The 25,384-nt window shown below is 56.0% G+C and carries 21 protein-coding genes; 4 read left to right on the top strand and 17 right to left on the bottom strand.

What is annotated here, in order from left to right; all coding sequences use genetic code 11:
- The first annotated feature begins 125 nt into the window (after window positions 1-125).
- Window positions 126-956: a MurR/RpiR family transcriptional regulator gene (locus VF709_RS04835; protein WP_008502123.1), complete on the top strand. Its 831-nt coding sequence runs from the start codon at window positions 126-128 to the stop codon at window positions 954-956.
- Window positions 957-1,012: 56 nt separating this feature from the next.
- On the opposite strand, the gene guaA is transcribed toward VF709_RS04835, so the two are convergent.
- Together guaA and guaB are read right to left on the bottom strand one after the other, a co-directional pair.
- Window positions 1,013-2,590, bottom strand: a complete 1,578-nt coding sequence (guaA, locus tag VF709_RS04840) for a glutamine-hydrolyzing GMP synthase (RefSeq protein WP_013098264.1) — start codon at window positions 2,588-2,590, stop codon at window positions 1,013-1,015.
- A 67-nt stretch (window positions 2,591-2,657) separates the two neighbouring features.
- Complete coding sequence (gene guaB, locus VF709_RS04845) at window positions 2,658-4,124, bottom strand: IMP dehydrogenase (protein ID WP_013098265.1); 1,467 nt, start codon at window positions 4,122-4,124, stop codon at window positions 2,658-2,660.
- Window positions 4,125-4,283: 159 nt separating this feature from the next.
- Between guaB and xseA the strand changes: the two genes are divergently transcribed.
- The 3 genes from xseA to VF709_RS04860 are packed head-to-tail and all read left to right on the top strand — an operon-like array spanning window position 4,284 to window position 7,086.
- Entirely contained in the window at window positions 4,284-5,657 is a 1,374-nt protein-coding gene (gene xseA, locus VF709_RS04850; RefSeq protein WP_063252685.1) for an exodeoxyribonuclease VII large subunit, read from the top strand.
- Window positions 5,658-5,715: 58 nt separating this feature from the next.
- Window positions 5,716-6,735 (top strand): M4 family metallopeptidase, encoded by a 1,020-nt coding sequence (locus tag VF709_RS04855; protein WP_149896180.1) that lies wholly within the window; start codon window positions 5,716-5,718, stop codon window positions 6,733-6,735.
- Window positions 6,736-7,086, top strand: a complete 351-nt coding sequence (locus VF709_RS04860; protein ID WP_149896179.1) for a protealysin inhibitor emfourin — start codon at window positions 6,736-6,738, stop codon at window positions 7,084-7,086.
- Here VF709_RS04860 and VF709_RS04865 read toward each other — a convergent pair.
- From VF709_RS04865 to pbpC, 15 genes are all read right to left on the bottom strand, one after another.
- Window positions 7,083-7,304, bottom strand: coding sequence for a zinc ribbon domain-containing protein (locus VF709_RS04865; RefSeq protein WP_020690017.1), 222 nt, complete (start codon window positions 7,302-7,304; stop codon window positions 7,083-7,085). The two genes, VF709_RS04860 and VF709_RS04865, sit on opposite strands and share 4 nt — an antisense overlap.
- A 52-nt stretch (window positions 7,305-7,356) precedes the next feature.
- Window positions 7,357-8,901, bottom strand: coding sequence for a peptide MFS transporter (locus VF709_RS04870; protein WP_440230988.1), 1,545 nt, complete (start codon window positions 8,899-8,901; stop codon window positions 7,357-7,359).
- A 297-nt stretch (window positions 8,902-9,198) separates the two neighbouring features.
- Window positions 9,199-10,674, bottom strand: a complete 1,476-nt coding sequence (der, locus tag VF709_RS04875) for a ribosome biogenesis GTPase Der (RefSeq protein WP_029882245.1) — start codon at window positions 10,672-10,674, stop codon at window positions 9,199-9,201.
- Window positions 10,675-10,786: 112 nt separating this feature from the next.
- Window positions 10,787-11,965: an outer membrane protein assembly factor BamB gene (gene bamB / locus VF709_RS04880; RefSeq protein ID WP_029882244.1), complete on the bottom strand. Its 1,179-nt coding sequence runs from the start codon at window positions 11,963-11,965 to the stop codon at window positions 10,787-10,789.
- 10 nt (window positions 11,966-11,975) lie between these two features.
- Window positions 11,976-12,596 (bottom strand): YfgM family protein, encoded by a 621-nt coding sequence (locus tag VF709_RS04885; protein ID WP_013098275.1) that lies wholly within the window; start codon window positions 12,594-12,596, stop codon window positions 11,976-11,978.
- 13 nt (window positions 12,597-12,609) lie between these two features.
- Window positions 12,610-13,884: a histidine--tRNA ligase gene (gene hisS, locus VF709_RS04890; protein WP_038420371.1), complete on the bottom strand. Its 1,275-nt coding sequence runs from the start codon at window positions 13,882-13,884 to the stop codon at window positions 12,610-12,612.
- A gap of 81 nt (window positions 13,885-13,965) precedes the next feature.
- Window positions 13,966-15,084: a flavodoxin-dependent (E)-4-hydroxy-3-methylbut-2-enyl-diphosphate synthase gene (gene ispG / locus VF709_RS04895; protein ID WP_020690022.1), complete on the bottom strand. Its 1,119-nt coding sequence runs from the start codon at window positions 15,082-15,084 to the stop codon at window positions 13,966-13,968.
- A gap of 26 nt (window positions 15,085-15,110) precedes the next feature.
- On the bottom strand, window positions 15,111-16,124 hold the full coding sequence (rodZ, locus tag VF709_RS04900) for a cytoskeleton protein RodZ (protein ID WP_440230990.1): 1,014 nt from the start codon (window positions 16,122-16,124) through the stop codon (window positions 15,111-15,113).
- 291 nt (window positions 16,125-16,415) lie between these two features.
- Window positions 16,416-17,582, bottom strand: coding sequence for a bifunctional tRNA (adenosine(37)-C2)-methyltransferase TrmG/ribosomal RNA large subunit methyltransferase RlmN (locus VF709_RS04905; protein WP_013098279.1), 1,167 nt, complete (start codon window positions 17,580-17,582; stop codon window positions 16,416-16,418).
- A 169-nt stretch (window positions 17,583-17,751) separates the two neighbouring features.
- The gene (ndk, locus tag VF709_RS04910; RefSeq protein ID WP_003860625.1) at window positions 17,752-18,183 is read right to left on the bottom strand and encodes a nucleoside-diphosphate kinase; all 432 of its coding nucleotides are present in this window, start codon (window positions 18,181-18,183) and stop codon (window positions 17,752-17,754) included.
- 124 nt (window positions 18,184-18,307) lie between these two features.
- Window positions 18,308-19,183 carry a 4Fe-4S binding protein gene (locus VF709_RS04915; protein ID WP_440230991.1) on the bottom strand — a complete coding sequence of 292 codons (876 nt, stop codon included), beginning with the start codon at window positions 19,181-19,183 and terminating at the stop codon, window positions 18,308-18,310.
- A complete protein-coding gene (locus VF709_RS04920) occupies window positions 19,183-19,971 on the bottom strand; it encodes a dimethyl sulfoxide reductase anchor subunit family protein (protein ID WP_149896175.1) in 789 nt (262 codons plus the stop codon). The genes VF709_RS04915 and VF709_RS04920 overlap by 1 nt, the downstream gene beginning before the upstream one ends.
- Window positions 19,964-20,593 carry a DMSO/selenate family reductase complex B subunit gene (locus VF709_RS04925; protein WP_013098282.1) on the bottom strand — a complete coding sequence of 210 codons (630 nt, stop codon included), beginning with the start codon at window positions 20,591-20,593 and terminating at the stop codon, window positions 19,964-19,966. The genes VF709_RS04920 and VF709_RS04925 overlap by 8 nt, the downstream gene beginning before the upstream one ends.
- The gene (locus tag VF709_RS04930; RefSeq protein WP_045293481.1) at window positions 20,590-22,968 is read right to left on the bottom strand and encodes a DMSO/selenate family reductase complex A subunit; all 2,379 of its coding nucleotides are present in this window, start codon (window positions 22,966-22,968) and stop codon (window positions 20,590-20,592) included. Before VF709_RS04930 ends, VF709_RS04925 begins: the two co-directional genes overlap by 4 nt.
- An 88-nt stretch (window positions 22,969-23,056) precedes the next feature.
- Window positions 23,057-25,384, bottom strand: a complete 2,328-nt coding sequence (pbpC, locus tag VF709_RS04935; RefSeq protein ID WP_045293483.1) for a peptidoglycan glycosyltransferase PbpC — start codon at window positions 25,382-25,384, stop codon at window positions 23,057-23,059.

The following is a 25,384-nucleotide window of genomic DNA, read 5'->3' on the forward strand; positions in this document are numbered from 1 at the left end:
ATTAAGGATTTTCAGGCGATGAAATGTGTGAAGTTTCTGTTTCATTTTTGCTGCCAGATGGATGGCCAACATTTAAAAGACGCGGTTTTGCGTTTAGAATCATAAGACTGTATTTGGGGGATAACATGACGACAGCAACCAGCCTGAACGAACTGCAGCAGCAAATCCGCGATCGCTACGATAGCCTGAGCAAGAGGCTGCAGCAGGTCTCCCGCTATGTGCTGGATAATACGAACAGTGTGGCGTTTGATACGGTTGCGGTCATTGCCGAGCGTGCCGATGTGCCGCCCTCGACGCTGATCCGTTTTGCCAATGCCTTTGACTTCACCGGCTTCAACGAGATGAAACAGCTGTTTCGTATGAACCTGGTGGAGGAGACCGCCAGCTACAGCGATCGCGCGCGGCTGTTCCGCGAAATGGAGAGCGAAGCCGTGCCGGAAACGCCGCTCGATATCCTGCAGGAGTTTGCCCGCTCGAACGCGCAGGCGCTGCAGCAGCTGGCCGCCCGCGCCGAACCGGAGATGCTGGAGCGCGCCGTACAGCTTCTGGCCGACGCGGACACCATCTACATCGCCGGACTGCGCCGCTCCTTTAGCGTCGCTGCTTATCTCACCTATGCTTTAAGCCACCTGGAGTGCCGCCCGATTCTGCTCGACGGCATGGGCGGCATGCTGCGCGAGCAGATCAGCCGCATTAAGGCGCGCGACATTGTGGTGTCGATCAGCTTCTCCCCATACGCGGAAGAGACGGTGATGGTCAGCGAAACCGCCGCCAGCGTCGGCGCGCGGCAGATTGTGATTACGGACAGCCAGATTAGCCCGCTGGCGACGTTTAGCGATCTCTGCTTTGTGGTGAAAGAGGCGCAGGTGGATGCGTTTCGATCTCAATCGGCAACGCTGTGCCTGGTGCAGTCGCTGGTGGTGGCGCTGGCGTATAGGTTGGGTGAAGGGAAGTAAGGAAATAAAAAACCCCCTGCGCAGGCAGAGGGTTTTGGTGTTAACTCAGAGGGGGATTATTCCCACTCAATCGTAGCCGGCGGCTTACCGCTGATGTCATACACCACGCGGGAAATACCGTTCACTTCGTTGATGATGCGGTTAGACACGCGGCCTAAGAAGTCATACGGCAGGTGCGCCCAGTGCGCGGTCATGAAGTCGATGGTTTCCACCGCACGCAGGGAAACAACCCAGTCGTACTTACGGCCATCGCCCATAACGCCGACGGAGCGAACTGGCAGGAACACGGTGAACGCCTGGCTCACTTTGTTATACAGGTCAGCTTTGTGCAGCTCTTCGATGAAGATAGCATCCGCGCGACGCAGCAGGTCGCAGTACTCTTTCTTCACTTCGCCCAGCACACGCACGCCCAGACCCGGACCCGGGAACGGGTGACGGTAGAGCATATCGTACGGCAGACCCAGTTCCAGACCGATCTTACGCACTTCGTCTTTGAACAGCTCACGCAGCGGTTCAACCAGACCCATCTTCATCTCTTTCGGCAGGCCGCCAACGTTGTGGTGAGATTTGATGACGTGTGCTTTACCGGTTGCGGATGCCGCAGACTCGATCACGTCAGGGTAGATTGTGCCCTGTGCCAGCCACTTCACGTCTTCCAGCTTCAGCGCTTCTTCGTCGAACACTTCCACGAAGACGCGGCCGATGATCTTACGTTTGGCTTCCGGATCGTTGACACCGGCCAGCGCGTCCAGGAAGCGCTGTTCGCCTTCCACGTGAACGATGTTCAGACCGAAGTGGTCACCAAACATGTCCATGACCTGCTGGGCTTCATTCAGACGCAGCAGACCGTTGTCCACGAATACGCAGGTCAGGTTTTTACCGATAGCGCGGTGCAGCAGCATCGCGGTTACGGAGGAGTCAACGCCACCGGACAGGCCGAGAATAACTTTGTCATCGCCAACCTGCTGACGGATACGCTCAACGGCGTCGTCGATGATTTTAGCCGGGGTCCACAGGGCTTCACACTGGCAGATATCGCGCACGAAGCGCTCCAGCATGCGCATACCCTGACGGGTGTGGGTCACTTCCGGGTGGAACTGCACGCCGTAGAAGCGTTTCTCTTCGTTCGCCATAATCGCGAACGGGCAGCTTTCGGTGCTGGCAACGGTCACGAAGTCGGACGGGATAGCGGTCACTTTATCGCCGTGGCTCATCCACACGTCCAACAGCGGTTTGCCGTCTGCGGTCAGAGAGTCTTCGATACCGCGCACCAGCGCGCTGTCGTTCACCACTTCAACCTGTGCGTAGCCAAACTCACGCTCGTTAGAGCCTTCTACATGGCCGCCCAGCTGCATTGCCATGGTCTGCATACCGTAGCAGACGCCGAATACCGGCACACCCGCTTCGAACACGTACTGCGGTGCGCGCGGGCTGTTCTCTTCGGTGGTGCTTTCCGGGCCGCCGGACAGGATAATGCCGCTAGGATTGAATTCGCGAATCTGTGCTTCCGTGACATCCCACGCCCACAGTTCACAGTAAACGCCCAGTTCACGCACGCGACGCGCCACCAGCTGAGTGTACTGAGAACCAAAGTCCAGGATGAGAATGCGATGTTTATGAATGTTTTCCGTCATTGACGCTAATTCCGAGGCAAGTGAAACAAAAACAGAGCGCCCGGCATGAGCCGGGCGCGGAAACTTATCAGGAGCCCAGACGGTAGTTCGGGGACTCTTTGGTGATCGTCACGTCGTGAACGTGGCTCTCCTGGATACCCGCACCGCTGATGCGTACGAATTCCGCTTTAGTACGCAGCAGGTCAATGGTACCACAGCCGGTCAGACCCATACAGGAGCGCAGGCCGCCCATCTGCTGGTGAATGATCTCTTTCAGACGGCCTTTGTAGGCAACGCGCCCTTCGATACCTTCCGGCACCAGTTTGTCAGCGGCGTTATCGGTCTGGAAGTAACGGTCAGAAGAACCTTTAGACATCGCGCCCAGAGAGCCCATACCACGGTAAGATTTGTAAGAACGGCCCTGGTAGAGTTCGATTTCACCCGGGGATTCTTCAGTCCCTGCCAGCATGGAGCCAACCATCACCGCGGAAGCACCTGCGGCGATCGCTTTAGCGATGTCGCCAGAGAAGCGGATACCGCCGTCTGCGATGACCGGAATACCGGTGCCTTCCAGCGCTTCAACCGCGTCAGAAACCGCAGTGATCTGTGGAACACCTACACCGGTCACGATACGGGTTGTACAGATGGAGCCAGGGCCGATACCCACTTTCACCGCGCTGCAACCTGCGTCAGCCAGCGCGCGAGCACCTGCGCCCGTCGCCACGTTACCGCCGATGATCTGCAGATCAGGATATTTCGCACGGGTGTCGCGAATACGCTGCAGAACGCCTTCGGAGTGGCCGTGGGAGGAGTCAATCAGCAGCACGTCAACGCCTGCGGCAACCAGCGCATCAACACGCTCTTCGTTACCGGCACCTGCGCCAACCGCAGCGCCAACGCGCAGACGGCCATGCTCGTCTTTACAGGCGTTAGGTTTACGTTCTGCTTTCTGGAAGTCTTTAACGGTGATCATACCGCGCAGGTGGAAGTTCGCATCCACAACCAGCGCTTTCTCAACGCGTTTTTCGTGCATTTTTGCGAAGACGACATCACGCGCTTCACCTTCACGCACGGTCACCAGACGCTCTTTTGGTGTCATATATACGCTAACCGGCTGGTTCAGGTCGGTCACGAAACGCACGTCACGGCCGGTGATGATACCCACCAGCTCGTTCTCTTCGGTCACCACCGGGTAACCGGCAAAGCCGTTACGTTCGGTCAGGGCTTTCACTTCGTGCAGGGTGGTGGTTGGCAGAACGGTCTGTGGATCGGATACGATGCCGGATTCATGCTTCTTCACGCGGCGAACTTCTTCCGCCTGACGCTCGATAGACATGTTTTTGTGAATAAAGCCAATGCCACCTTCCTGTGCCAGGGCAATAGCCAGGCGCGCTTCAGTCACGGTGTCCATTGCCGCAGAGAGCATAGGAATGTTCAGGCGAATGGTTTTCGTCAACTGCGTGCTGAGATCGGCAGTATTCGGCAGAACGGTGGAGTGAGCGGGAACGAGGAGGACGTCATCAAACGTCAGTGCTTCTTTAGCGATACGTAGCATGGGCAATATCTCTGACCTGGGTGGTTAAATATTGCCGTGGCATTATACAGAGCGTAACCGATTGCATCCACACTTTTTTATAAAAAAACCTTGCACTCCCCTCTCAGCAGGTTACTATCGACTGAATAACTTGCTGATTTAGAATTTGATCCCGCTCACATGTTATCCTCTCAATCCCCCTCAATTTATACTGTCAGCCGCCTGAATCAGACGGTGCGTTTGCTGCTTGAGCAGGAAATGGGGCAGGTCTGGATCAGCGGTGAGATCTCTAACTTCACGCAGCCCGCTTCCGGCCACTGGTACTTTACTTTAAAAGACGACACCGCCCAGGTGCGCTGCGCCATGTTCCGCAACAGCAACCGCCGCGTGACGTTTCGTCCTCAGCATGGCCAGCAGGTGCTGGTGCGCGCCAATATTACGCTGTATGAACCGCGCGGCGACTACCAGATCATCGTCGAGAGCATGCAACCTGCGGGCGAAGGCTTACTCCAGCAGAAGTATGAACAGCTTAAGGCTGCGCTTTCGCAAGAGGGGTTGTTCGACCAGCAGTATAAAAAGCCCCTGCCCTCACCAGCCCACTGCGTTGGGGTAATCACTTCGAAAACCGGTGCCGCACTGCACGATATTTTGCACGTCCTCAAGCGTCGCGATCCTTCCCTGCCCGTTATCATCTACCCGACCGCTGTTCAGGGTGACGATGCGCCAGGCCAGATTGTGCGTGCCATTGAGCTGGCGAACGCGCGTCAGGAGTGCGACGTATTAATCGTTGGGCGTGGCGGCGGCTCGCTGGAAGATTTGTGGAGCTTCAACGACGAGCGCGTGGCACGGGCGATTTTTGCGAGCGCTATTCCCATCGTGAGTGCGGTCGGGCATGAAACGGATGTGACGATAGCCGATTTCGTTGCGGATTTACGCGCGCCTACGCCGTCTGCTGCGGCAGAAGTGGTGAGCCGCAATCAGCTGGAGCTGCTGCGTCAGATCCAGAACGGCCAGCAGCGCCTGGAGATGGCGATGGACTACTTCCTCGCTAACCGTACCCGCCGCTTTACCCAGCTTCATCACCGCCTGCAGCAGCAGCATCCACAGCTTCGCCTTGCGCGTCAGCAAACCGTGCTGGAGCGTCTGCGCCAGCGGATGAACTTCGCGCTGGATAATCAGCTCAAGCGCGCTATGTCGCGTCAGCAGCGCGTGACGCAGCGCCTGAATCAGCAAAACCCGCAGCCGAAAATTTACCGCGCACAAACGCGCATTCAGCAGCTGGAGTATCGTCTGGCAGAAACTGTCCGGGCACGACTTAGCACCACCCGCGAACGCTTTGGCAATGCGGTGACCCATCTTGAAGCGGTTAGCCCACTTTCTACCCTGGCACGCGGCTATAGCGTTACCACCGCCACTGACGGCAAAGTGCTGAAGCAAACCATACAGGTGAAAGCCGGAGACGTGCTGACCACCCGTCTGTCGGACGGCTGGGTGGAAAGCGAAGTGAAAGCCATTACCCCTGTTAAAAAGACGCGTCAGCGAAAAAACGGATAATTCTTCGCCGGTTAGAAACTATACTGCTGCTATTCCCTTTTTTAATAAGGAGAGCAGCATGTCCCATCTTCACAGCGTGATCCCCCCCTATATTCTTCGTCGTATTATCGAAAGCGGTTCAGAGCCGCAGCAGCGCTGCGCCCGCCAGACTTTAACCCATGTTCAGACGCTGATGGCCCACATGCCTGGCAAACCTGCCGCGCCGCACGTGAGCAAAGCCGGACAACTGGAGCGTGATATCTACGATGCGAAACAGACCCAGGAGCTGCCAGGCACGCAGGTGCGCTATGAAGGCCAGCCGTCCAATGGGGATGTGGCCGTCGATGAAGCCTATGACTATTTAGGCATCACCCACGATTTCTTCTGGAATGAATACCAGCGTGACTCGCTCGATAATAAAGGGCTGATCCTCACCGGCACCGTGCATTATGGCCGGGAATACCAGAACGCCTTCTGGAACGGTCAGCAGATGGTCTTTGGCGATGGCGACGGGGAAATATTTAACCGTTTTACCATTGCCATCGACGTTGTGGCGCACGAACTCAGCCATGGCGTTACCGAGACCGAAGCCGGGCTGATCTATTTTGAACAATCGGGTGCGCTGAATGAGTCCCTGTCGGACGTGTTTGGCTCGCTGGTTAAACAGTATCACCTGAAGCAAACCGCCGACCAGGCCGACTGGCTGATTGGCGAAGGTCTGCTGGCGAAAGGGATTAACGGCAAAGGGCTGCGCTCCATGTCGGAGCCGGGCACCGCCTATGATGATCCTCTGCTCGGTAAAGATCCGCAACCGGCGCACATGAAGGATTTCATCAAAACGCGTGAAGATAACGGCGGCGTCCACCTGAACTCAGGCATTCCCAACCGGGCGTTTTATCTGGCCGCAACGGCAATCGGCGGCTATGCCTGGGAAAAAGCGGGTTATGCCTGGTACGACACAGTTTGCGATCGCAATCTGCCACAAGATGCGGATTTTGATGCCTTCGCAAAACTGACGATAGCCCACGGCGAAAAGCGCTCGGGCAGCGACGTCGGGGCGGCGATAAGACAAGCCTGGGAACAGGTGGGAGTGCTGTAAATGCAGGTTCCGGAACTGACGGATGACGCCGTGGTTGAGCTGGCCCGGGAAGGCGGCGTCGCTTTTATTCCCAGGCTGAGCGGCCAGCGTACCATCACGCTCTCATCTCTCAATGAGGCGCAGCGTCAGCGCGTGGTAAGTATTCTGGAGCAAGCCATTCCGCGTGGGCAACCGCCTGGTCAGACGTCGTCACCAGGCAGCGGTGACCAGCGTTATTTTCGTATCCAGATCTTCTGGACCCGGCACAACGAAGCGCAGTATACCGATATTATTGTGCTGGTACCGGAGCAGGAAGCGCCCGAATCGCTGGTTGAACTCTGGAAGAAAGGCGAAGGCTGCGTGTGTGATTAAGCCCCGACAGGGACGAACTCCACGCGTTTTTTAGAGATCAGGCCGTGGCCGTTCTGGCAGAAATAGTCCACCGCACCGCAGGCCTTTAATACCTGGAGTGGCTGATGGCACTCCGGGCAGCGGGCTTCGAGCGCAATATCTTTGTGACAGTGTTCGCAGTAAGCCACGCCGTTTTGCGGCTCCAGCTCGGCATGGCAGGTTGGACAGGCGATCGACATAGTAACTCCTTAAGCAGGTTGCCGGGGCGAAGCGGTCGCCCCGGCGGATCGATTATACCGCCTCAGTGGCAGGTTTCGTCCGGGCATTTTCCAGCATGCGACGAACCGGCACAATGAGAACGATCAGTACCGCAGCACAAATCAGCAGCGCGATGGAGCAACGCGCGAAGAGATCCGGCAACATATCCAGCTGGTCTGCCTTCACGTGGCCGCCAATCAGACCGGCAGCCAGGTTACCCAACGCACTTGCGCAGAACCACAGCCCCATCATCTGACCGCGCATTCTTTCTGGTGCCAACAGGGTCATGGTAGCCAGACCAATCGGGCTCAGACATAACTCACCCAGCGTCAGCATCAAAATACTGCCTACCAGCCAGAACGGCGAAACGCCTGCCCCGCCGTTGCCCAGCACATTCTGCGCCGCCAGCATCATCAGGCCAAAGCCCGCCGCCGCACAGAGAATACCAATAACAAACTTGGTGATACTGCTCGGGCGAATGTTCATGGTGGCAAGCTTCGGCCACGCCCAGCTGAATACCGGTGCCAGCAGAATGATGAACAGGGCGTTGATCGACTGGAACCATACTGCCGGAATTTCGAAATCACCGATCATGCGATTGGTGTAGTCGTTGGCAAACAGGTTAAAGGAAGTCGGTTTCTGTTCAAACGCGGACCAGAAGAACGCAGCGGAAACCAGCAGGATAAAGCAGACCAGCAGTCTGGCGCGCTCTTTACGGGTCAGACCCGCGAAGATGAACAGATAAATGAAGTAGAGCGCAACGGATGCCGCAATCACATAGACCAGCATACTGGCCACCGCGACCGGGTTAATCACAATGACCCCCTGGGCGATCAGCGTGACGAAAACCGCCACCCCAACCGCCAGCGCCAGCAGCCACGGGCCCACGCCGTTGCGTTTGACCACCGGGCTGTTCCAGGTGGAATCGAGGCCCACTTCGCTGTCGTAGCGCTTCATGGACGGGACAGCAAACACGCGGAAGATAATCAGCGCCACCAGCATCCCGATGCCGCCAATACCAAAGCCCCAGTGCCAGCCGTGGGTTTTAATCAACCAGCCGGAAATCAGCGGCGCAATGAACGAGCCCATGTTGATGCCCATATAGAACAGCGAGAATCCGCCGTCACGACGCGCATCGCCTTTTTTATACAGGGTGCCGACCATCACGGAGATACAGGTCTTGAACAGGCCCGATCCCAGCACAATAAACATCAGGCCGATAAAGAACAGGTTGTTCCCCATCACCGCCGAGAGCGCAATCGACAGGTGGCCGAGCGCAATCAGAATCGAACCGTACCATACGGCTCGCTGCTGGCCGAGCCAGTTATCGGCCAGCCAGCCACCCGGCAGCGCGGCCAGGTACATGGTACCGGCGAAGATACCGACAATCGCCGAGGCGTTTTCACGCGCCAGCCCCATGCCGCCGTCATAGACAGTGGCGGCCATAAAGAGGATCAGTAACGGACGAATGCCGTAAAACGAGAAACGCTCCCACATCTCGGTAAAGAACAGCGAACCGAGCGGATAAGGATGGCCGAAGAACGTTCGGCTTTCTTTTTGATTAACAGAGGATTGCATAATTCTCCCGAAAGGTATGTCGTTGTGCTGAAAGCACCGCGCGTACGCCGGCCAGTTACGTATCTGACCGATTTTTTACATGCGGCGAAAAATGAGTTAACCATTTGATAACCAGGCGCTAGTTTTGTCTAGTACCAGACCCTGGACTTTAAGATGAAAATTCGACGATTGTCTACTTTCTTAGATTTAAACATGGTTAAAAGCGAATAGTGATTGACTTCACACAAGGAAGGCAGGCGTTTTGTATGGGCGAAAAAAACCCGCGACAGGCGCGGGTTTTCGTGAGACAGGCAAAGTTTATTTGCTTTTCTTAATGTGCTTAATCAAACGCTTACGCTTACGCATCTGGTTTGGCGTAAGGGTGTTGCGCTTGTTAGCAAACGGGTTATCCCCTTCCTTGAACTGGATACGGATAGGGGTGCCCATCACGTCCAGCGATTTACGGAAGTAGTTCATCAGATAACGCTTGTAGGAATCCGGCAGGTCTTTCACCTGGTTGCCGTGAATCACCACGATTGGCGGGTTATAACCACCGGCGTGGGCGTATTTGAGCTTCACGCGACGGCCACGTACCAGCGGCGGCTGATGGTCTTCTGCTGCCATGTTCATGATGCGGGTCAGCATAGCGGTGCTCTGACGACGGGTGGAGCTATCATACGCTTCACGCACGGAGTCGAACAGGTTACCCACACCGCTGCCGTGCAGCGCAGAGATAAAGTGCACGCGAGCAAAATCGATGAAGCCCAGACGGAAGTCCAGCGTCTCTTTCACCTGCTCACGAACTTCATTGCTCAGGCCATCCCATTTGTTCACCACGATAACCAGTGAGCGCCCACTATTGAGGATAAAGCCGAGCAGCGACAAGTCCTGATCGGATATACCTTCACGCGCGTCGATAACCAGCAGCACAACGTTGGCATCTTCAATCGCCTGAAGGGTTTTAATGACGGAGAATTTCTCCACCACATCGGTGATTTTTCCGCGCTTACGCACGCCCGCGGTGTCGATGAGTACATACTCACGCTCATCACGCTCCATCGGGATGTAGATGCTGTCGCGGGTGGTGCCCGGCATGTCGTATACCACCACACGCTCTTCGCCCAGAATACGGTTAGTGAGCGTAGACTTACCTACGTTTGGACGCCCCACAATGGCCAGCTTAATCGGCAGATCCTGCGGGTTGAATGTCTCTTCAGGCTCTTCTTCTTCGCCTTCTTCACCGTCTTCGAACTGCGCCCAGTATGCCGCGTCTTCGTCCACCTCTTCCGGCGGGTTCACTTCGTCAACCCACGGCAGCAGAACGGTTTCCAGCAGGCTGGTCACGCCGCGGCCATGCGATGCGGCGATCGGGTAGATATCACCCAGACCTAAAGACCAGAAATCGGCGATCGCCTGATCGGCATCGATACCATCAGTTTTGTTCGCCACCAGGAAGGTCGGTTTTTCACGCGAACGCAGATGTTTAGCAATGGCGGAATCCGCAGGCATCAGGCCAGCACGGGCATCCACCATAAACAGCACCACGTCTGCCTCTTCGATTGCCAGCAGAGACTGCTCCGCCATGCGGGTTTCAACGCCGTCTTCTGTCCCGTCGATACCACCGGTATCGATACAGATGAACTCGCGTCCTTCCACCTCTGCACGACCGTACTTACGGTCACGCGTCAGCCCCGGGAAATCCGCAACCAGCGCATCACGGGTGCGTGTTAAACGGTTAAAAAGAGTGGATTTTCCAACGTTAGGGCGCCCGACAAGCGCGACCACAGGTACCATGTTTGAAGCCTCATAAAATTCAAAATAACGTCGCTTTCGCAGCGTTTTTAAAAATGTCAAAACGGCTCCTGAGTGAACAGGAGCCGTTTAGTATACTACAACCGCCGGGTAATTAACGCGTGATCGCGTACAGCGTGCCGTCTTTTGCCTGAATCAGCAGTTTGCCGTCAGCCACAACCGGGTCGGTGAGGAAGCCAGAGCTGTCGACTTTTTGCTGCGCAGTAAAGCGGCCCGTCTCCGGATCGATCCAGTGCATGTAGCCTTCGCTATCACCCACCACCAGGCTACCGTTGTACAGCGCCGGTGCGGTCAGCAGACGGTGCAGCAGATCGCTTTGCGTCCACAGCGTCACGCCGCCATCGGTGCTCAGCGCCAGCAGACGGTCGTTCTGGTCAACCATATAGATGCGGTTACCATCAACAATGAAATCATTCACTGAGCCCAGTTCACGTTTCCACATGATCTGGCCACTGCGCAGATCGAGCGCGGTCAGGTTGCCGTTGTACGCCAGCGCATAAACCACACCGTTGACAATAACAGGCGTCGTGTCGACGTCGTTCAGACGGTCGATTTCAGTTGACCCCGTCGCCTGAGAGATACGCTGCTGCCAGATCATCTGACCTTGCTGCATCAGTACTGCGCTCACGCGACCGTTATCACCACCCACAATGGCAGCACCAAAGGCTGTCGCCGGGGCAGATTCGCCGCGCAGGGAGAGTGATGGCATATCCAGGTTGACGGTCCACTTCACCAGACCATCGGCTTCGTTCAGCGCCTGCAGCTGGCCGTTGCTGGTGTGGATCAGCACAAGGCCGTCGCTCACCACCGGACGAGACAGAGACTCACCGGCAACCGTGGTTTGCCAGGCAACAGAACCGTCGCTGGTGTTCAGGGCATAGACCTGTGCTTTTTCGCTTCCCACATATACGTGACCGCCGGCAACGGTCAGGCCGCCAGACAGCAGTGCAGGTTTACGGGAGAACCAGCCGTCTTTTTCCGCCAGGTTAACGGACCACACTTCTTTTCCGTCATCGGCGTTAAGCGCTTTTACGGTACCTTTACGGTCAGCCGCATAGATAACGCTGTCAGCAAAAGCCGGGTGCAGGTTGGAATAGAAATCACCAATTCCATCGCCCACGGAAGTACTCCACGCGGTTGACGGGGTAAACTGGTTTTCAACCGTCGGCAGCGGGGACATTTTCACAACGTCTTCTTCGCCACTGAACAGTGAACAGCCACTCAATAACGTAACAGAAAGCAGTCCTGGCAGAAGTAATTTACGCAATTGCATCGGGTCCCTCTCAGACGGACAAATTATTTATTTTCATCTGCATCATTTCGCTCAGCGCAGGGGATGCATTGCTATCTACACCAGCTTGCCACGCTTTACGCGCGCCCGCTTTATCACCTTTGCTCAGCAGTGCTTCACCGCGCAGATCGGCAACGATGGCAGCAAAACCTTCGCCTTTGATGGTATCGAGCGTTTTCAGCGCTTCATCAGCTTTTTTCTGCTGAACCTGGATACGGGCCAGGCGCAGATTGATAACCGCTTTCAGGTTGTCATCGCTGGCGGCCGCAAGCCCCTGCGACAGCTGGGCAGCCGCTTTATCCAGTTCGTTCTTATCAATGTACTGCTGAGCCACTTCCAGCGCGGCCAGCGCACCGTAGGTGTTTTTGTTGTCAGCGGCAAATTTCTCTGCTGCCGTCAGCGTTTGCGGCTGATCGGCACGAATGGCGCTCACGGTATTTTCATAGGACAGAGACGCGCCGCGCGCGGAATCCGCCTGATGATTGTTCCAGTAGCGCCAGCCAATCAATGCACCTACACCTAAAATAACCCCAACAACCAGCGCTTTGCCGTTTTCAGCAAAGAAGCGTTTGATCGCGTCGACCTGGTCGTGTTCGTTCTCGTAAATTTCCACGCAGTCCTTCTCCTTAGCCCAATAGAGTGCGCAAGTGCGTCGCAACGCCGTCCTGCGTTACCGTTGTCTGCTCACCAGAGCGCAGGTCTTTCACTACCACTTCGCCGTTGGCCACTTCGGACTCACCCAGCACCAGTGCAATACTTGCGCCCCACTTATCGGCACGAGCAAACTGTTTTTTGAAGTTGCCGCCGCCATGGTTGGTCATCAGCTTAACCTCCGGCAGTGCATCGCGCACGCGTTCAGCAAGCTGCATCGCCGCAGACTGCGTTTCCGCGCCTGAGGCCACCAGGTATATATCGACAACGGAATCTGCTTTAAATTCCGGATTAACTGCCTGAACCAGCAAAACAAGTCGCTCAAGGCCCATTGCGAAGCCAACCGCAGGCGCGGCACGGCCGCCAAGCTGCTCAACCAGACCGTCATAACGGCCGCCAGCACACACGGTGCCCTGCGAACCGAGGCTGGTGGTAACCCACTCAAACACGGTACGGTTATAGTAGTCCAGACCGCGCACCAGGCGCTGATTAACGGTATAGGCAATGCCTGCTGCTTCGAGCAGTTTGCAAAGACCAGCAAAGTGTTCGCGAGACTCGTCGTCCAGATAATCGCCTAATGCAGGCGCATCGTTCAGCAGCGCCTGCACGTCCGGATTTTTGGAATCAAGCACGCGCAGCGGGTTGCTGTACATGCGACGTTTGCAGTCTTCGTCCAGCTTCTCTTTGTGCTCTTCAAGGAACGCCACCAGCGCATCGCGGTAGTTAGCACGCGCTTCCAGAGAGCCGATAGAGTTCAGCTCAAGAGAGACGTGCTCGGAGATGCCCAGCGCACGCCACCAGCGGGCGGTCAGCATGATCAGCTCAGCGTCAATGTCGGGGCCTTGCAGGCCAAACACTTCCACACCCAGCTGGTTGAACTGGCGATAACGACCTTTCTGCGGACGTTCGTGGCGGAACATCGGGCCGATATACCACAGGCGCTGCTCCTGATTGTACAGGAGACCATGTTCGATGCCGGCGCGTACGCAGCCCGCCGTACCTTCAGGACGCAGCGTCAGGCTGTCGCCGTTGCGGTCCTCAAAGGTGTACATCTCTTTTTCAACCACGTCGGTCACTTCGCCGATCGCGCGTTTGAATAACGGGGTCTGCTCTACAATCGGCAAACGGATTTCGCTGTAACCGTAGCTGCCGAGCACCTGTTTCAGTGTGCCTTCAATGCGCTGCCAGATGGCGGTTTCGCCAGGCAGATAATCGTTCATGCCGCGGATGGCTTGAATGTTTTTTGCCACGTTTATTCTCTTTCTATATACAAAAAAGAACCCAAAGAATGGGTTCAATCATACATGGGAAGCACTTCGCTTCCCATCACGTTATTTTTCAACCTGCTGAACGCTGATACGCTGCGCTTCGTCCATCATCGACGCTTTGGCACGAATGCGCGCTTCAAGCTGGTCGATCATATCACTATTATCCAGACGATCTTTACGAACGCCATCTTCATAGAGACCACTTTTCTTGTTACCGCCGGTGACGCCCAGCGTTGACACCAGCGCTTCACCCGGGCCATTCACCACACAACCGATGATGGAGACGTCCATTGGGGTGATGATGTCTTCAAGACGTTGCTCCAGGGCATTCACGGTTCCGATGACGTCAAACTCCTGACGTGAACAGGTTGGACAGGCAATGAAGTTGATCCCACGTGCGCGGATACGCAGTGATTTCAGTATGTCGAAGCCAACTTTGATCTCTTCGACCGGATCGGCCGCCAGCGAAACGCGCAGGGTGTCGCCGATCCCTTCCGAGAGCAGCAGACCCAGGCCGATGGCTGATTTGACAGAGCCACTGCGCAGGCCACCCGCCTCGGTGATCCCAAGGTGCAGGGGCTGCTCGATCTGCTTCGCCAGCAGACGATAGGACTCTACCGCCAGGAAGACATCAGAGGCTTTTACGCTGACCTTGAACTGATCGAAGTTAAGACGATCCAGATGATCAACGTGACGCATCGCGGATTCAAGCAGCGCCTGCGGCGTGGGTTCGCCGTACTTTTCCTGCAGATCTTTTTCCAGAGAACCGGCGTTCACGCCGATACGGATGGGGATGTTCTTATCGCGTGCGCAGTCCACCACCATGCGGATACGCTCTTCGTTACCGATGTTGCCTGGGTTGATACGCAGGCAGTCGACGCCGTATTCGGCAACTTTAAGCGCAATGCGGTAGTCGAAGTGGATGTCTGCAACCAGCGGCACACTGACCTGCTGTTTGATCAGTTTGAACGCCTCTGCGGCGTCCATGGTCGGCACGGAGACGCGAACAATGTCCGCGCCTACGCGTTCTAAGGCTTTGATTTGGTTGACCGTCGCTTCCACATCCGTGGTGCGCGTATTGGTCATCGACTGGACGGCGATAGGCGCCCCATCGCCGATTGGCACATTCCCAACGTAAATCCGTTTTGATTTTCTACGTTGAATCGGAGCCTGGTTATGCATGAAAAATCTCCCGCGTAGCCCGTCTGTTACTGTGCTGCTGATTGTTCGGCATTAACGGTAAGACGTGCAACCTGGTTAGTTCTGATAAAGCGGCTCAGATCGACAGGTTTTCCTTGATACTGGATCTGTACCGCTGCCGGAGCGCCGATTTTAAGTTTATACGGTGCCTGACCGGTTAGGTTTAACGTGCCATCTTTACGCTGCAGGCCGCTGAACAGTTTTTTACCTGTTGCGTCAGTGACTTCTAACCAGCAGTCTGCAGTGAAATTCATCACCAGCGCGTTAGGGTCAACCGCGGGCGTTGCGACACCGGCCTGATCGGTCGGCAGGGAGGCAGCGGTGTTCGCCGCCGGTGCGTTCGTTGCGGTATCCACAGGAGCCTGAGAAGGTGCAACCACCGCGTTTTGATCCTGCGCTGGAGCCTGCGTCTGAGGCGCTGACGTGTTAGCCGTTGCCGCTGGGGTCTGCGCAGCGTCGGTAGCTGGCGTATCGGTCGTCGCGGTTTGTGGTTCGCTGGTCGTTGCCGCGCTGTCGGTGCTCAGTGGAACGCTCTGCGCGTTACCGTTTCCGGCCTGGTTAAGTTCGGCGGAGGATTGATCGGCCATCGTGGTGATCTCTTCCTGCTGCGCCTTGTGGTTTTGCCACCACCATGCGCCGGTCAGGCCGACCACCACAAACAGCACCAGCCAGGTGAAGCTCATCAGCCAGCCATCACGTTTTTTACGACGTTTGCCCAAAGAGAAGCTCTGCATCGGTGCAACTTTGGCTGCACGAACCGGTGCCTGCTTCTCCATCATTGGCAGTAATTCGTCTTCGGGGATGTGCACCAGTTTTGCGTAAGAGCGGATATACCCGCGCAAGAATGTTGAAGCCAGATCGGCAGGTGCCTTATCTTCTTCAATATCGCGAACCGTGGAAACCTTCAGGCACAAGCGTTCTGCAACGGCTTGCTGGCTGAGTCCGAGTTGTTCACGGGCGTTGCGAAGACGAACGCCAGTGGAGAGTGCTTCATGTTGGTCGTGAGTGGCTTCAGTATTCATTCGCTACAACTACTGGTACGTGAAAAATAAGGGTTCAGGTGCCGGTGAGTCACAATGCCACCCGCACCGCGAAACTTCTGGTCAGTTAACCTTGAACAGTCAGTATAAGACTGTCAGCCCGGAGATGACAGTGCGCCCTGCCCGTGAAGCTAAACTGTTGTTACGTCGTTACATACTGCCCGAAAGTCGTATGAAACGCACCGTAATTATTACTCAGTCATCACGAATCTGACTGATTATTCAGTAAGATTATGCTTCACGGCGCAATAATGCGCCGTGATTGCATAATAATCAAACAGCTTTGACCGCAATCGTCTCGCCCTGCATGCGTTTACGCAGGGTACGTTTGGTTCGGTCAATCACATCACCCGCCAGCTGACCGCATGCGGCATCGATATCATCACCACGGGTTTTACGCACGATGGTGGTGAAACCGTACTCCATCAACACCTTCGAGAAACGGTCGATACGGCTGTTCGAGCTGCGGCCATACGGCGCTCCCGGGAACGGGTTCCATGGGATCAGGTTAATTTTGCACGGCGTATCTTTCAGCAGTGCAGCCAGTTCATGCGCATGCTCGGTACCGTCGTTCACGTGGTCGAGCATCACGTACTCGATGGTTACGCGGCCCTGGTTAGCGTTGGATTTTTCCAGGTAGCGACGCACCGCCGCAAGGAAGGTTTCGATATTGTACTTTTTGTTGATCGGCACAATTTCGTCGCGGATTTCATCGTTTGGCGCATGCAGAGAGATGGCCAGCGCCACATCAATCATGTCGCCCAGCTTATCCAGAGCCGGAACCACGCCTGACGTAGAGAGCGTCACGCGACGTTTGGAGAGGCCAAAACCGAAATCGTCCAGCATGATTTCCATTGCCGGAACCACGTTAGTCAGGTTCAGCAGCGGTTCACCCATCCCCATCATCACCACGTTGGTAATTGGGCGGGTTCCGGTCACTTTCGCCGCGCCAACGATTTTCGCGGCACGCCAGACCTGGCCAATGATTTCCGATACACGCAGGTTACGGTTAAAACCTTGCTGCGCGGTTGAGCAGAATTTGCACTCCAGCGCACAGCCAACCTGAGAAGAGACGCACAGCGTGGCGCGATCGTCTTCCGGGATATACACGGTTTCAACACGCTGATCGCCAACGGCAATCGCCCATTTGATGGTGCCATCTGAAGAGCGTTGTTCTTCCACCACTTCCGGTGCGCGGATTTCAGCCACTTCTTTGAGCTTGTTGCGCAGCACTTTGTTGATATCAGTCATGTCATCAAAGTTGTCGCTGCAATAGTGGTACATCCATTTCATGACCTGATCGGCACGAAACGGCTTCTCGCCCAACTCTTTAAAGAACTCGCGCATCTGCTGACGGTTCAGATCCAGCAGGTTAATTTTTCCATTTTTATTTGGAACCGCAGGCGTGGCGACTTCGGAGGTATTCACTAATTCAGACATAATATTTTCCGGCCTCGTTGTTACACGTTATGGCCCATGGAGGGTTGAAAAGAAACGCCCCGGAAAGCGTTCTGCTCGTCCGGGGCGTTGCATTGTACAAAGTCTGGCGCAGGGATGCCACGTTTGCACGTGGCATTTACGAAAATAATGTGTAAACGAAACCGTTAAATTAACGGGTACGTGGACACACTTCGCCTTCTGCGAAGAAGAAAGCGATTTCGCGCGCTGCAGATTCAACAGAGTCAGAACCGTGGGTGCCGTTCTCGGTGAAGCTGTCAGCGTAGTCAGCGCGCAGCGTACCTGCCAGCGCGTTATCCGGGTTGGTTGCACCCAGCAGGTCACGGTGACGCTGTACCGCATTTTCGCCTTCCAGCACGGATACCACGATCGGGCCAGAGGTCATGAACTCAACCAGACCGTCAAAGAATGGGCGACCTTCATGCTCAGCGTAGAAACCGCGAGCCTGCTCAACGGTCAGATGCAGCATTTTGGTGCCAACGATCTTAAACCCTGCTGATTCAAAGCGAGCGAAGATGCTGCCAATAACGTTTTTTGCCACCGCGTTTGGTTTGATGATGGAAAAAGTACGTTCAATAGCCATTGATAACCTCTGTAAAATGTTCTGTTGTTTTTGCATACCTGAGTATGGTGTGGCGCGGATTATAAAGAGCAATAGCGCCATTGCCTATGGTTATACATAACATTTTTTTAAAATGAGACGAAGATTAGCAACAGGACAGATTTCGCATCCCGTAGTGATGGTGGAAACAGAGCGGGCACTGCTTTTCTTCCGGCGTAAATGACCAGAACTGACGGCGGCACGTCTGGCAATTGGCCTCATATGCGGGCATGGTTACCGTTTTCGCTATTCCCTCTGTTTGTGTCACTTTTATCGCCGCATGCTGGCAAACCGCTTCACAACCACCGCAACCGGTGCAATATTCGGTTTCCACCCTCAGACTGGCGTTCTCAAAACGAATCGCCTTTTCCTGACAGCTTCGCCAGCACGCCCCGCACAGCACGCACTTTCCGGCGTCGAGAGCGATCTCTGCCTCGCTAAACGCGGGAAAAGCCCTTCGCAACTCACGCATGCCAGGCATGACGCGACAGGCACGAACATCCTCGCGGGGAACGTGCATTAGCGCACGGCGGGCGAGATTCACCTCGTTGTGCGGGATGAGCTTAAATGCCCACGCCGCTTCACCGCGTCGGCGAAGCGTAAGATTAAGCCGGGCAAGCGCCAGCAGCCAGTCAGGATGGTGCTCCACCTCAATACTGATAAAACGAACGCGGTATTGCGCGTGCCACAGTAGCAGCTCATTCACTCCAGGTGCGCGTTTTGTAAACGGCCCGACAAGCGTATCTCCACGCAAAAAGCGTTTTCGCGGTACGATGCCGGTAATGGCTCCGGCTGGGCAGACAAACAGGCAGTCACCGCATTCAATACAACGGCTGTCATCAATCAGAACGCCCGAGTCCGTAAAAGAGAACGCCTGCACAGGGCAAGCGTCCGCACAGGCGTGGCAGGAGGCATGGCGGAAACGGCGACAAACGCACGCATGCGTCACGTCCATCGCCGGGATAAGCGTTAATCCGTCCATCAGCCAATACTGAAGAAAACGAAGCGCAGCATTAGCTCACCCACAATCAGTAATGCGCTGCCCAGCAGCACCGGGCCTCGCGCGGCCTTCAGACCGCCCGCGGCAAAACACAGCATGCCCGCAACGGAAACGCACCAGCTCAGCAGATGCATCGTGCGCAGTTGCTCCAGCATCCGTAACGGAGCGTGAGGGAATGTCACCACGGTGTTGTCCATGGCTGTAATGTCGGCCAGCCAGACGGGCTGCATCACCAGACGCACAAGCACCAGCAGCGTAATAATCACAACCGCCGCACGCAGGTTAATCCGGGAAGGCGCCCCAACGGCCACGCAGGCTGAGCCAATGATTCCCACCGAGCCGATGAACAGCACCAGCGTGTTGATGTGCTGCCAGGTGACAACCGACGTATGGATATAAATCTGCGCCATGCAGAACACGTCCACCAGCCCGACAAGACCCGCCACCGCCAGAAGCGGCTTCCAGCCTGGTTTTTTCGCGAACATCAGCAGCGTCGCAAGACCAAGCGCCGCAAGGTAAAGGCTGGCAAATACAATCTCACGGCTCAGCCAGGAGCTGGATACGTGGCGCAGCGCGTTAAGAGCATTGAGCGGGTAGCCCATATGCAGCGTCGAGGCGAGCAGCCCCAGGCAGGCCAGCACGAATGCCCCGGCAGCAGGCAGCAGCGCGTTACGCGGCGAAGCCTGCGCGCCTCCGCGCACCAGCCAGAGCGTAACGCCTACCGATCCCTGAAGGAACAGGGTAAAAATCAGCAACGGTAACTCATGCATGACGTGTCCCCTCTTTCTCTGCGCCCTGATGTGCTTTGATCACCAGGTTCGGTTTGGTGATGGAGGAATCAGGCAATCCCTTCACGTCACAGACCACACCGTATTTCGCCCGAAGTTCATCAATCGGCCCGAATTTGATTGCTTCAAGGGGACAGGTTGCCACGCAGACAGGCTGTTCGCCTTTCGCCTGCAGATCCACGCAAAAATCGCATTTGGACATCTGCCCGGTCTGCTCGTTGAGCTGCGGCGCGCCATAGGGGCATGACCACGCACAATATCCACAGCCGACGCACTTATCCGTATCGACGCGCACGATGCCGTCACCCGGACGCTTATGCATCGCGGTGGTCGGGCAGTTTTTGGTGCAGACAGGATCCGCACAGTGGTTGCAGGAGACAGAAAGTGTGTAGGCAAAAACGTTATTGCTGACGCCGCCCTGGCCGGTTGGGATGAAATTCCCGCCGTTGATTTCGTACACGCGACGGAAACGACGCCCGGGTTCAAGGTTGTTTTTATCTTTGCATGCCACCTGGCAGGCCTTGCAGCCCGAGCAGCGGGATGAGTCGATATAGAAGCCCAGCTGTTTGTCGCTCACCGGCGCGTAGTGTTTAAACTGACTCATGCTTTTGCTACCTCCACCAGCATGGTTTGATGAGAATTCCCTTTCGCAAGTGCGGTAATACGGGCGGAGCTGAGCACGTTCGCGCAGCCACCTTTATCAATGCCCCGCTCGTCCGGCTGCCACCAGGCGCCAGCCTGCATGGCAACAACGCCAGGCATGATGCGCGGCGTGACTTCGGCCGGGATTTCACATATCCCCCGTGCATTGTGAATACGCACGGTATCTCCCTGCGCAATACCGCGTTTTTGCGCGTCCTGTGGGTTAATCCATAACCTTTGCTGTTGAACCTCAATCAGCCATGGGTTGGCATACTGAGTGGAGTTGGCGCGGTTTTTCCCCTTCCAGGTAATGAGCTGTAGCGGGAACGTCTTCGCCAGTTCATCCTCCGGTCCTTCATGGGCTGGCACGTAATGCGACAGCGCAGGGATTTCCGGGTGATGCATGTCGTAAAGACGCTTCGAGAAGATCTCAATTTTTCCGGATGGCGTCGGGAAGGGATGATTTTGCGGGTCGCGAATATTGTCCTCAAAAGCGACATACGGTGCGCTTTTGAAGAGATGTTGCCGCGTCTTTTGCAGCGTCGCGAAGTCAGGCAAGTTTTCCTCTGGCATCGCCAGGCGTGTCTGCTCCCATATGTGTTCAATCCACGCCTTTTCATCCCACCCCTGGCTGAAGGCCGGTTCGATACCCAGCTTAGCGGCTACTTCGCGCAGCCAGTCATAGTCTGAACGGCGTTCAAATTCGGGTTTGATCAGCTTTTCCGACAGGATCAGATAGCTTGCGGTCCCCCAGGTTTCACCGATATTCCAGCGTTCCATAAAGCTGGTTTCCGGCAGCAGAAGATCGGCATAGCGGGCACTCGGCGTCATGAAGAGATCGCTTGCAACGATGAACTGAATTTTCGACTCGTCTTCCAGTACCCGTGTCGCCTGGTGCAGATCGGGGTTCTGGTTAGCAAGATAGTTACCCGCCAGAGAAAACAGAATGCGGATATTACTGTCGAGCTTTTCAGCATCCTTCAGGCCGACATCCGGTGTGACCTGTGAGGCATCGTCAGCGGCCTGAACCCAGTTCATCACCGATATTTTTGCTTTGACCGGGTTATCCGGCATGTCAGGACCGACCGCAAATTTCCGGTTGGCACAACCACCATATCCTGCAGCCCACCCACCTTTTACGCCAACATTGCCCGTCAGCGTTGCCAGCAGCGTAGAGCCACGCGCAGTGCGTTCGCCGCAGTTGTGGCGCTGTGGACCCCAGCCCTGAATTAACGCGGCAGGTTTTGTTGTGGCATAGTCGCGTGCCAGCTGCCGGATGGTCTGCGCTGGCACATGGGTAATTTGCTCTGCCCATTCGGGAGTTTTCACCACTCCATCTTTCGCACCGGTCAGATAGGCGACAAGAGACTCGTTGGCGGGCACACCTTCAGGCATTGAGGCTTCATCGAAGCCCAGCGTATAGCGCTGAATAAATTCACGATCGTGCAGGTTTTCCGTGACGATAACGTACATCATCGCGTCCATCAGCGCGTTATCGGTCGTCGGTAATAAGGGGATCCATTGATCGGCAAGGGATGAAACGGTATCTGAGTAGCGTGGATCAACCACGATAAAACGCGTGCCGTTTTGCTTCATCCTCTGGAAATAGTAGTTGCTGTGACCAAAAATGGTCTCCGTTGGGTTATGACCCCAGAGGATCACCAGCCGGGTATCCTGCAGTGTATCCAGCGAACTGCCGCTGGCGGCGGTGCCGTAGGTGTAAGGCGTCGCGGCAGCTGTATTGCCCATACTGACCGAATGATAGCTTTCAAGGTATCCGCCGGTTAAGTTGAGCAAACGACGGACCATCTTATCCCCGGAAAAGGTGCCCCCGGAAACCGCCGTACCCACATGAACATAGCGCGAGGCTGCGCCATATTGTTGCGTGATCGTTTTTAACCGTTCGGCAATAAGCGTGGTAGCTTCATCCCACGAAATACGTTCAAATTTTCCTTCACCGCGCTTACCCACGCGTTTCATCGGATATTTTAAACGGTCAGGATGGTAAACAAATTTCCGGTAAGCCCGGCCACGAACGCAGGCGCGCATCACTGGCATTTGCGGATCCAGCTCATTATCCGGGCGCGTGGAAATTCGGGTCACTACGCCATCGTTGACGTGGGCCCGAATATCACACTTCCCCCCGCAGTCAAATGTGCTGCAGGTCTGAATAATGTTTTCCGCAGGCTCGTCTTGTGCGGCGGTGCCTTCACTCGCTTCTGCTTTGCCTACGCGGGCGACAAACGGCAGGGCAGCAAGCGCCGACCCGGCCTGGATAAACTGACGTCGGGATACAGCGGGTAAAAGGCCGTCTCCCTGGCTTTTTATTTTTGTCATTGCTCATTCCTTCAAATAAAAACGCATTCTCGTTTTTTCGCAGGAACGAACATTGATTATTATCAAGCTAATTAATAGGGAGTAGGGGTTAGCGGCTTAATTCAAAATTAAGCGTAGCCAATTTCCCGGCCTCATCCATTGCAACTAATTGATATTTACCGGGCAAAGATAACTGCATTGAAAAATTCCGATTTTTATGTTCAAGAGGCTCGCCATTTAAAAACCACCATCGCTGCCCTTCTCCCCCGCTGGTCGTGACGGAAATTGTCACTTTTTCCTCACCCGGAAGACGCTTAATGACCGCCCCCTCTCTGACACCCGAAATCATTAGCGGTGCCGCATTGTTATCATCCAGCGGTGGACAAACCGTTGAGGGTGCGGGAAGACGTGCCGCTCTTTTTTCCGCTGCGGGCAGCCACGGCTCCAGGGGTAACGGCCAGACGTCCAGCACTTTCTCTATGGCATCCGGGCAATCTGCCGCCACGCGTTTGCCGGTTTTATCCAGCCAGATCGGGAAACGGATCCCGCGGATGCCCTCTTGCTCCGGCAGCAACAGCGTCGGCGGCTCACTACCTTCCAGCAGCCAGGTCGACAGGCGTCGACGGCAGTTTTCACTGCCCTCCGGCAACGATTGCCCGCCAGGCCAGCAGATCACGCCTCGCCCGACGCTTTCCGGGCGCGGATCGCGTGGCAGGCGCGCTTCGTCTATCGTTGAGCGCGACTGAAGCAGGTTATTCACCTGATTTAACAGCGGCACGGCACTGGCAAAACCAAACTGTCCCGCCACGGGCGTGCCGTCCGGCCTTCCGGTCCAGATGCCAATCACGTAACGCGCATTCAGGCCAATGGCCCAGGCATCGCGGTAGCCGTAGCTGGTGCCCGTTTTCCATGCCAGCGGCGCTACCTGCGGCAGTGCGTTATCCGGTAACGGTTGGGCTTCATTCGCCAGAATACGGCGAATAATCCAGGCCGAGCCGGGTGACAACAGCGGACGTTCAACCAGCGCATCACCTGGCTGTAAGCGCAGCCTTCCCGCTTTACCGTGGCGGGCAAAAGCGCTGTAGGCAGCAGTAATATCAGCCAGCCGCGCTCCCGCCCCGCCCAGGATCAACGACAGATTTGGCTGCGCCCCCGCAGGCAAAATAAGCGGCAACCCTGCGTTGCTGAGCATGCCGGCAAAACGCTTAGGCCCGTACGCCTCCAGCACCTGCACGGCAGGCAGATTAAGGGAGCGCACCAGCGCTTCGCTCATGCTCACCGGCCCATGGAATCCGCTGTCAAAGTTACCGGGACGATAATCACCGGTTTTCCTGGGGACATCCTGAAGCAGCGAAGCGGGATGGATCAATCCATCGTCGAGCGCCATACCGTAGATAAAAGGTTTCAGTACCGATCCCGGGGATCGGATCGCATTCACCATATCCACATGGCTGAAGCGGGTGTCATCGTTAATATCCACCGAACCGACCCAGCCGCGCACTTTCATATTGGTATGATCCACGACGATCATCGCCAGCGAACTGCGCGCCGGCAGGCGGGATTTCCAGTTCATTGCCAGCTCTTCCAGCTGCCGTTGTAAGGCGGCATCCAGAGTGGTGACAATTTTGGTATCACGGCTTTTTCCCAGCATCATGCGTGCGAAGAGCGGCGCCAGCTGGGGCATCTGCCGGGGAGCCAGCCATACAGGCTCTTCACGGGATTCGTTAACCTGTCGGGCTGACCAGACGCCCTGCGTTACCATCCGGTCGAGCACTTTGTTGCGCGCCGCTTCCGCCCGCGCCGGCCAGCGGTCCGGGCGTAAACGGCTGGGGGCCTGAGGTAGCACCGCCAGCAGGGCCGCTTCGGAATAGCTGAGCTGTGATGGCGGTTTACCCAGATAGGTCCAGCTTGCAGCACCTATTCCCTGGAGCGTCCCGCCAAACGGGGCGCGGTTAAGGTATAGGGTGAGGATCTCGCGCTTGGAGAGGTGCCATTCAAGCTGCATCGCCCGCCAGAGTTGACGAATTTTACCGCCAAAGGTGCGCGGATGCGGATCCAGCAGACGCGCAACCTGCATGGTCAGCGTGCTGCCCCCGGAGACCACCTTACCGGACGTCAGATCCTGCCAGGCAGCGCGCAGCACAGAGAAAGGATTCACGCCTGGATGCTCCCAGAACCAGCGATCTTCATACTGGATCAGGGCCTCAAGATAGCGAGGAGAGACCTCTTCAATCGTGACCGGATAACGCCAGATCCCTTCGCTGTCGGCAAAACGCCAGAGCGGCGTGCCCTTCTCATCCACCACCACCCGGGCGGGGTTAACCTCTTTCAGCGGCAACGGCCAGAGGCGGTCGGCGGCGACAATCAGCCCCCATAAAATGAGAAGCGCCCCCGCCAGCCACAGCCAGCGGGAGCGTATCAGACGTGCAACTGACAT

The organism is Enterobacter sp. Lyrl_3 (assembly GCF_051948675.1).
GTDB lineage: Bacteria > Pseudomonadota > Gammaproteobacteria > Enterobacterales > Enterobacteriaceae > Enterobacter > Enterobacter cloacae.

Coding starts and splice junctions, on each gene's coding strand:
- VF709_RS04835 (WP_008502123.1), top strand. CDS start 126: ATGACGACAGCAACCAGCCTGAACGAACTGCAGCAGCAAATCCGCGAT.
- guaA (WP_013098264.1), bottom strand. CDS start 2,590: ATGACGGAAAACATTCATAAACATCGCATTCTCATCCTGGACTTTGGT.
- guaB (WP_013098265.1), bottom strand. CDS start 4,124: ATGCTACGTATCGCTAAAGAAGCACTGACGTTTGATGACGTCCTCCTC.
- xseA (WP_063252685.1), top strand. CDS start 4,284: ATGTTATCCTCTCAATCCCCCTCAATTTATACTGTCAGCCGCCTGAAT.
- VF709_RS04855 (WP_149896180.1), top strand. CDS start 5,716: ATGTCCCATCTTCACAGCGTGATCCCCCCCTATATTCTTCGTCGTATT.
- VF709_RS04860 (WP_149896179.1), top strand. CDS start 6,736: ATGCAGGTTCCGGAACTGACGGATGACGCCGTGGTTGAGCTGGCCCGG.
- VF709_RS04865 (WP_020690017.1), bottom strand. CDS start 7,304: ATGTCGATCGCCTGTCCAACCTGCCATGCCGAGCTGGAGCCGCAAAAC.
- VF709_RS04870 (WP_440230988.1), bottom strand. CDS start 8,901: ATGCAATCCTCTGTTAATCAAAAAGAAAGCCGAACGTTCTTCGGCCAT.
- der (WP_029882245.1), bottom strand. CDS start 10,674: ATGGTACCTGTGGTCGCGCTTGTCGGGCGCCCTAACGTTGGAAAATCC.
- bamB (WP_029882244.1), bottom strand. CDS start 11,965: ATGCAATTGCGTAAATTACTTCTGCCAGGACTGCTTTCTGTTACGTTA.
- ispG (WP_020690022.1), bottom strand. CDS start 15,084: ATGCATAACCAGGCTCCGATTCAACGTAGAAAATCAAAACGGATTTAC.
- rodZ (WP_440230990.1), bottom strand. CDS start 16,124: ATGAATACTGAAGCCACTCACGACCAACATGAAGCACTCTCCACTGGC.
- VF709_RS04905 (WP_013098279.1), bottom strand. CDS start 17,582: ATGTCTGAATTAGTGAATACCTCCGAAGTCGCCACGCCTGCGGTTCCA.
- ndk (WP_003860625.1), bottom strand. CDS start 18,183: ATGGCTATTGAACGTACTTTTTCCATCATCAAACCAAACGCGGTGGCA.
- VF709_RS04915 (WP_440230991.1), bottom strand. CDS start 19,183: ATGGACGGATTAACGCTTATCCCGGCGATGGACGTGACGCATGCGTGC.
- VF709_RS04920 (WP_149896175.1), bottom strand. CDS start 19,971: ATGCATGAGTTACCGTTGCTGATTTTTACCCTGTTCCTTCAGGGATCG.
- VF709_RS04925 (WP_013098282.1), bottom strand. CDS start 20,593: ATGAGTCAGTTTAAACACTACGCGCCGGTGAGCGACAAACAGCTGGGC.
- VF709_RS04930 (WP_045293481.1), bottom strand. CDS start 22,968: ATGACAAAAATAAAAAGCCAGGGAGACGGCCTTTTACCCGCTGTATCC.
- pbpC (WP_045293483.1), bottom strand. CDS start 25,384: ATGTCAGTTGCACGTCTGATACGCTCCCGCTGGCTGTGGCTGGCGGGG.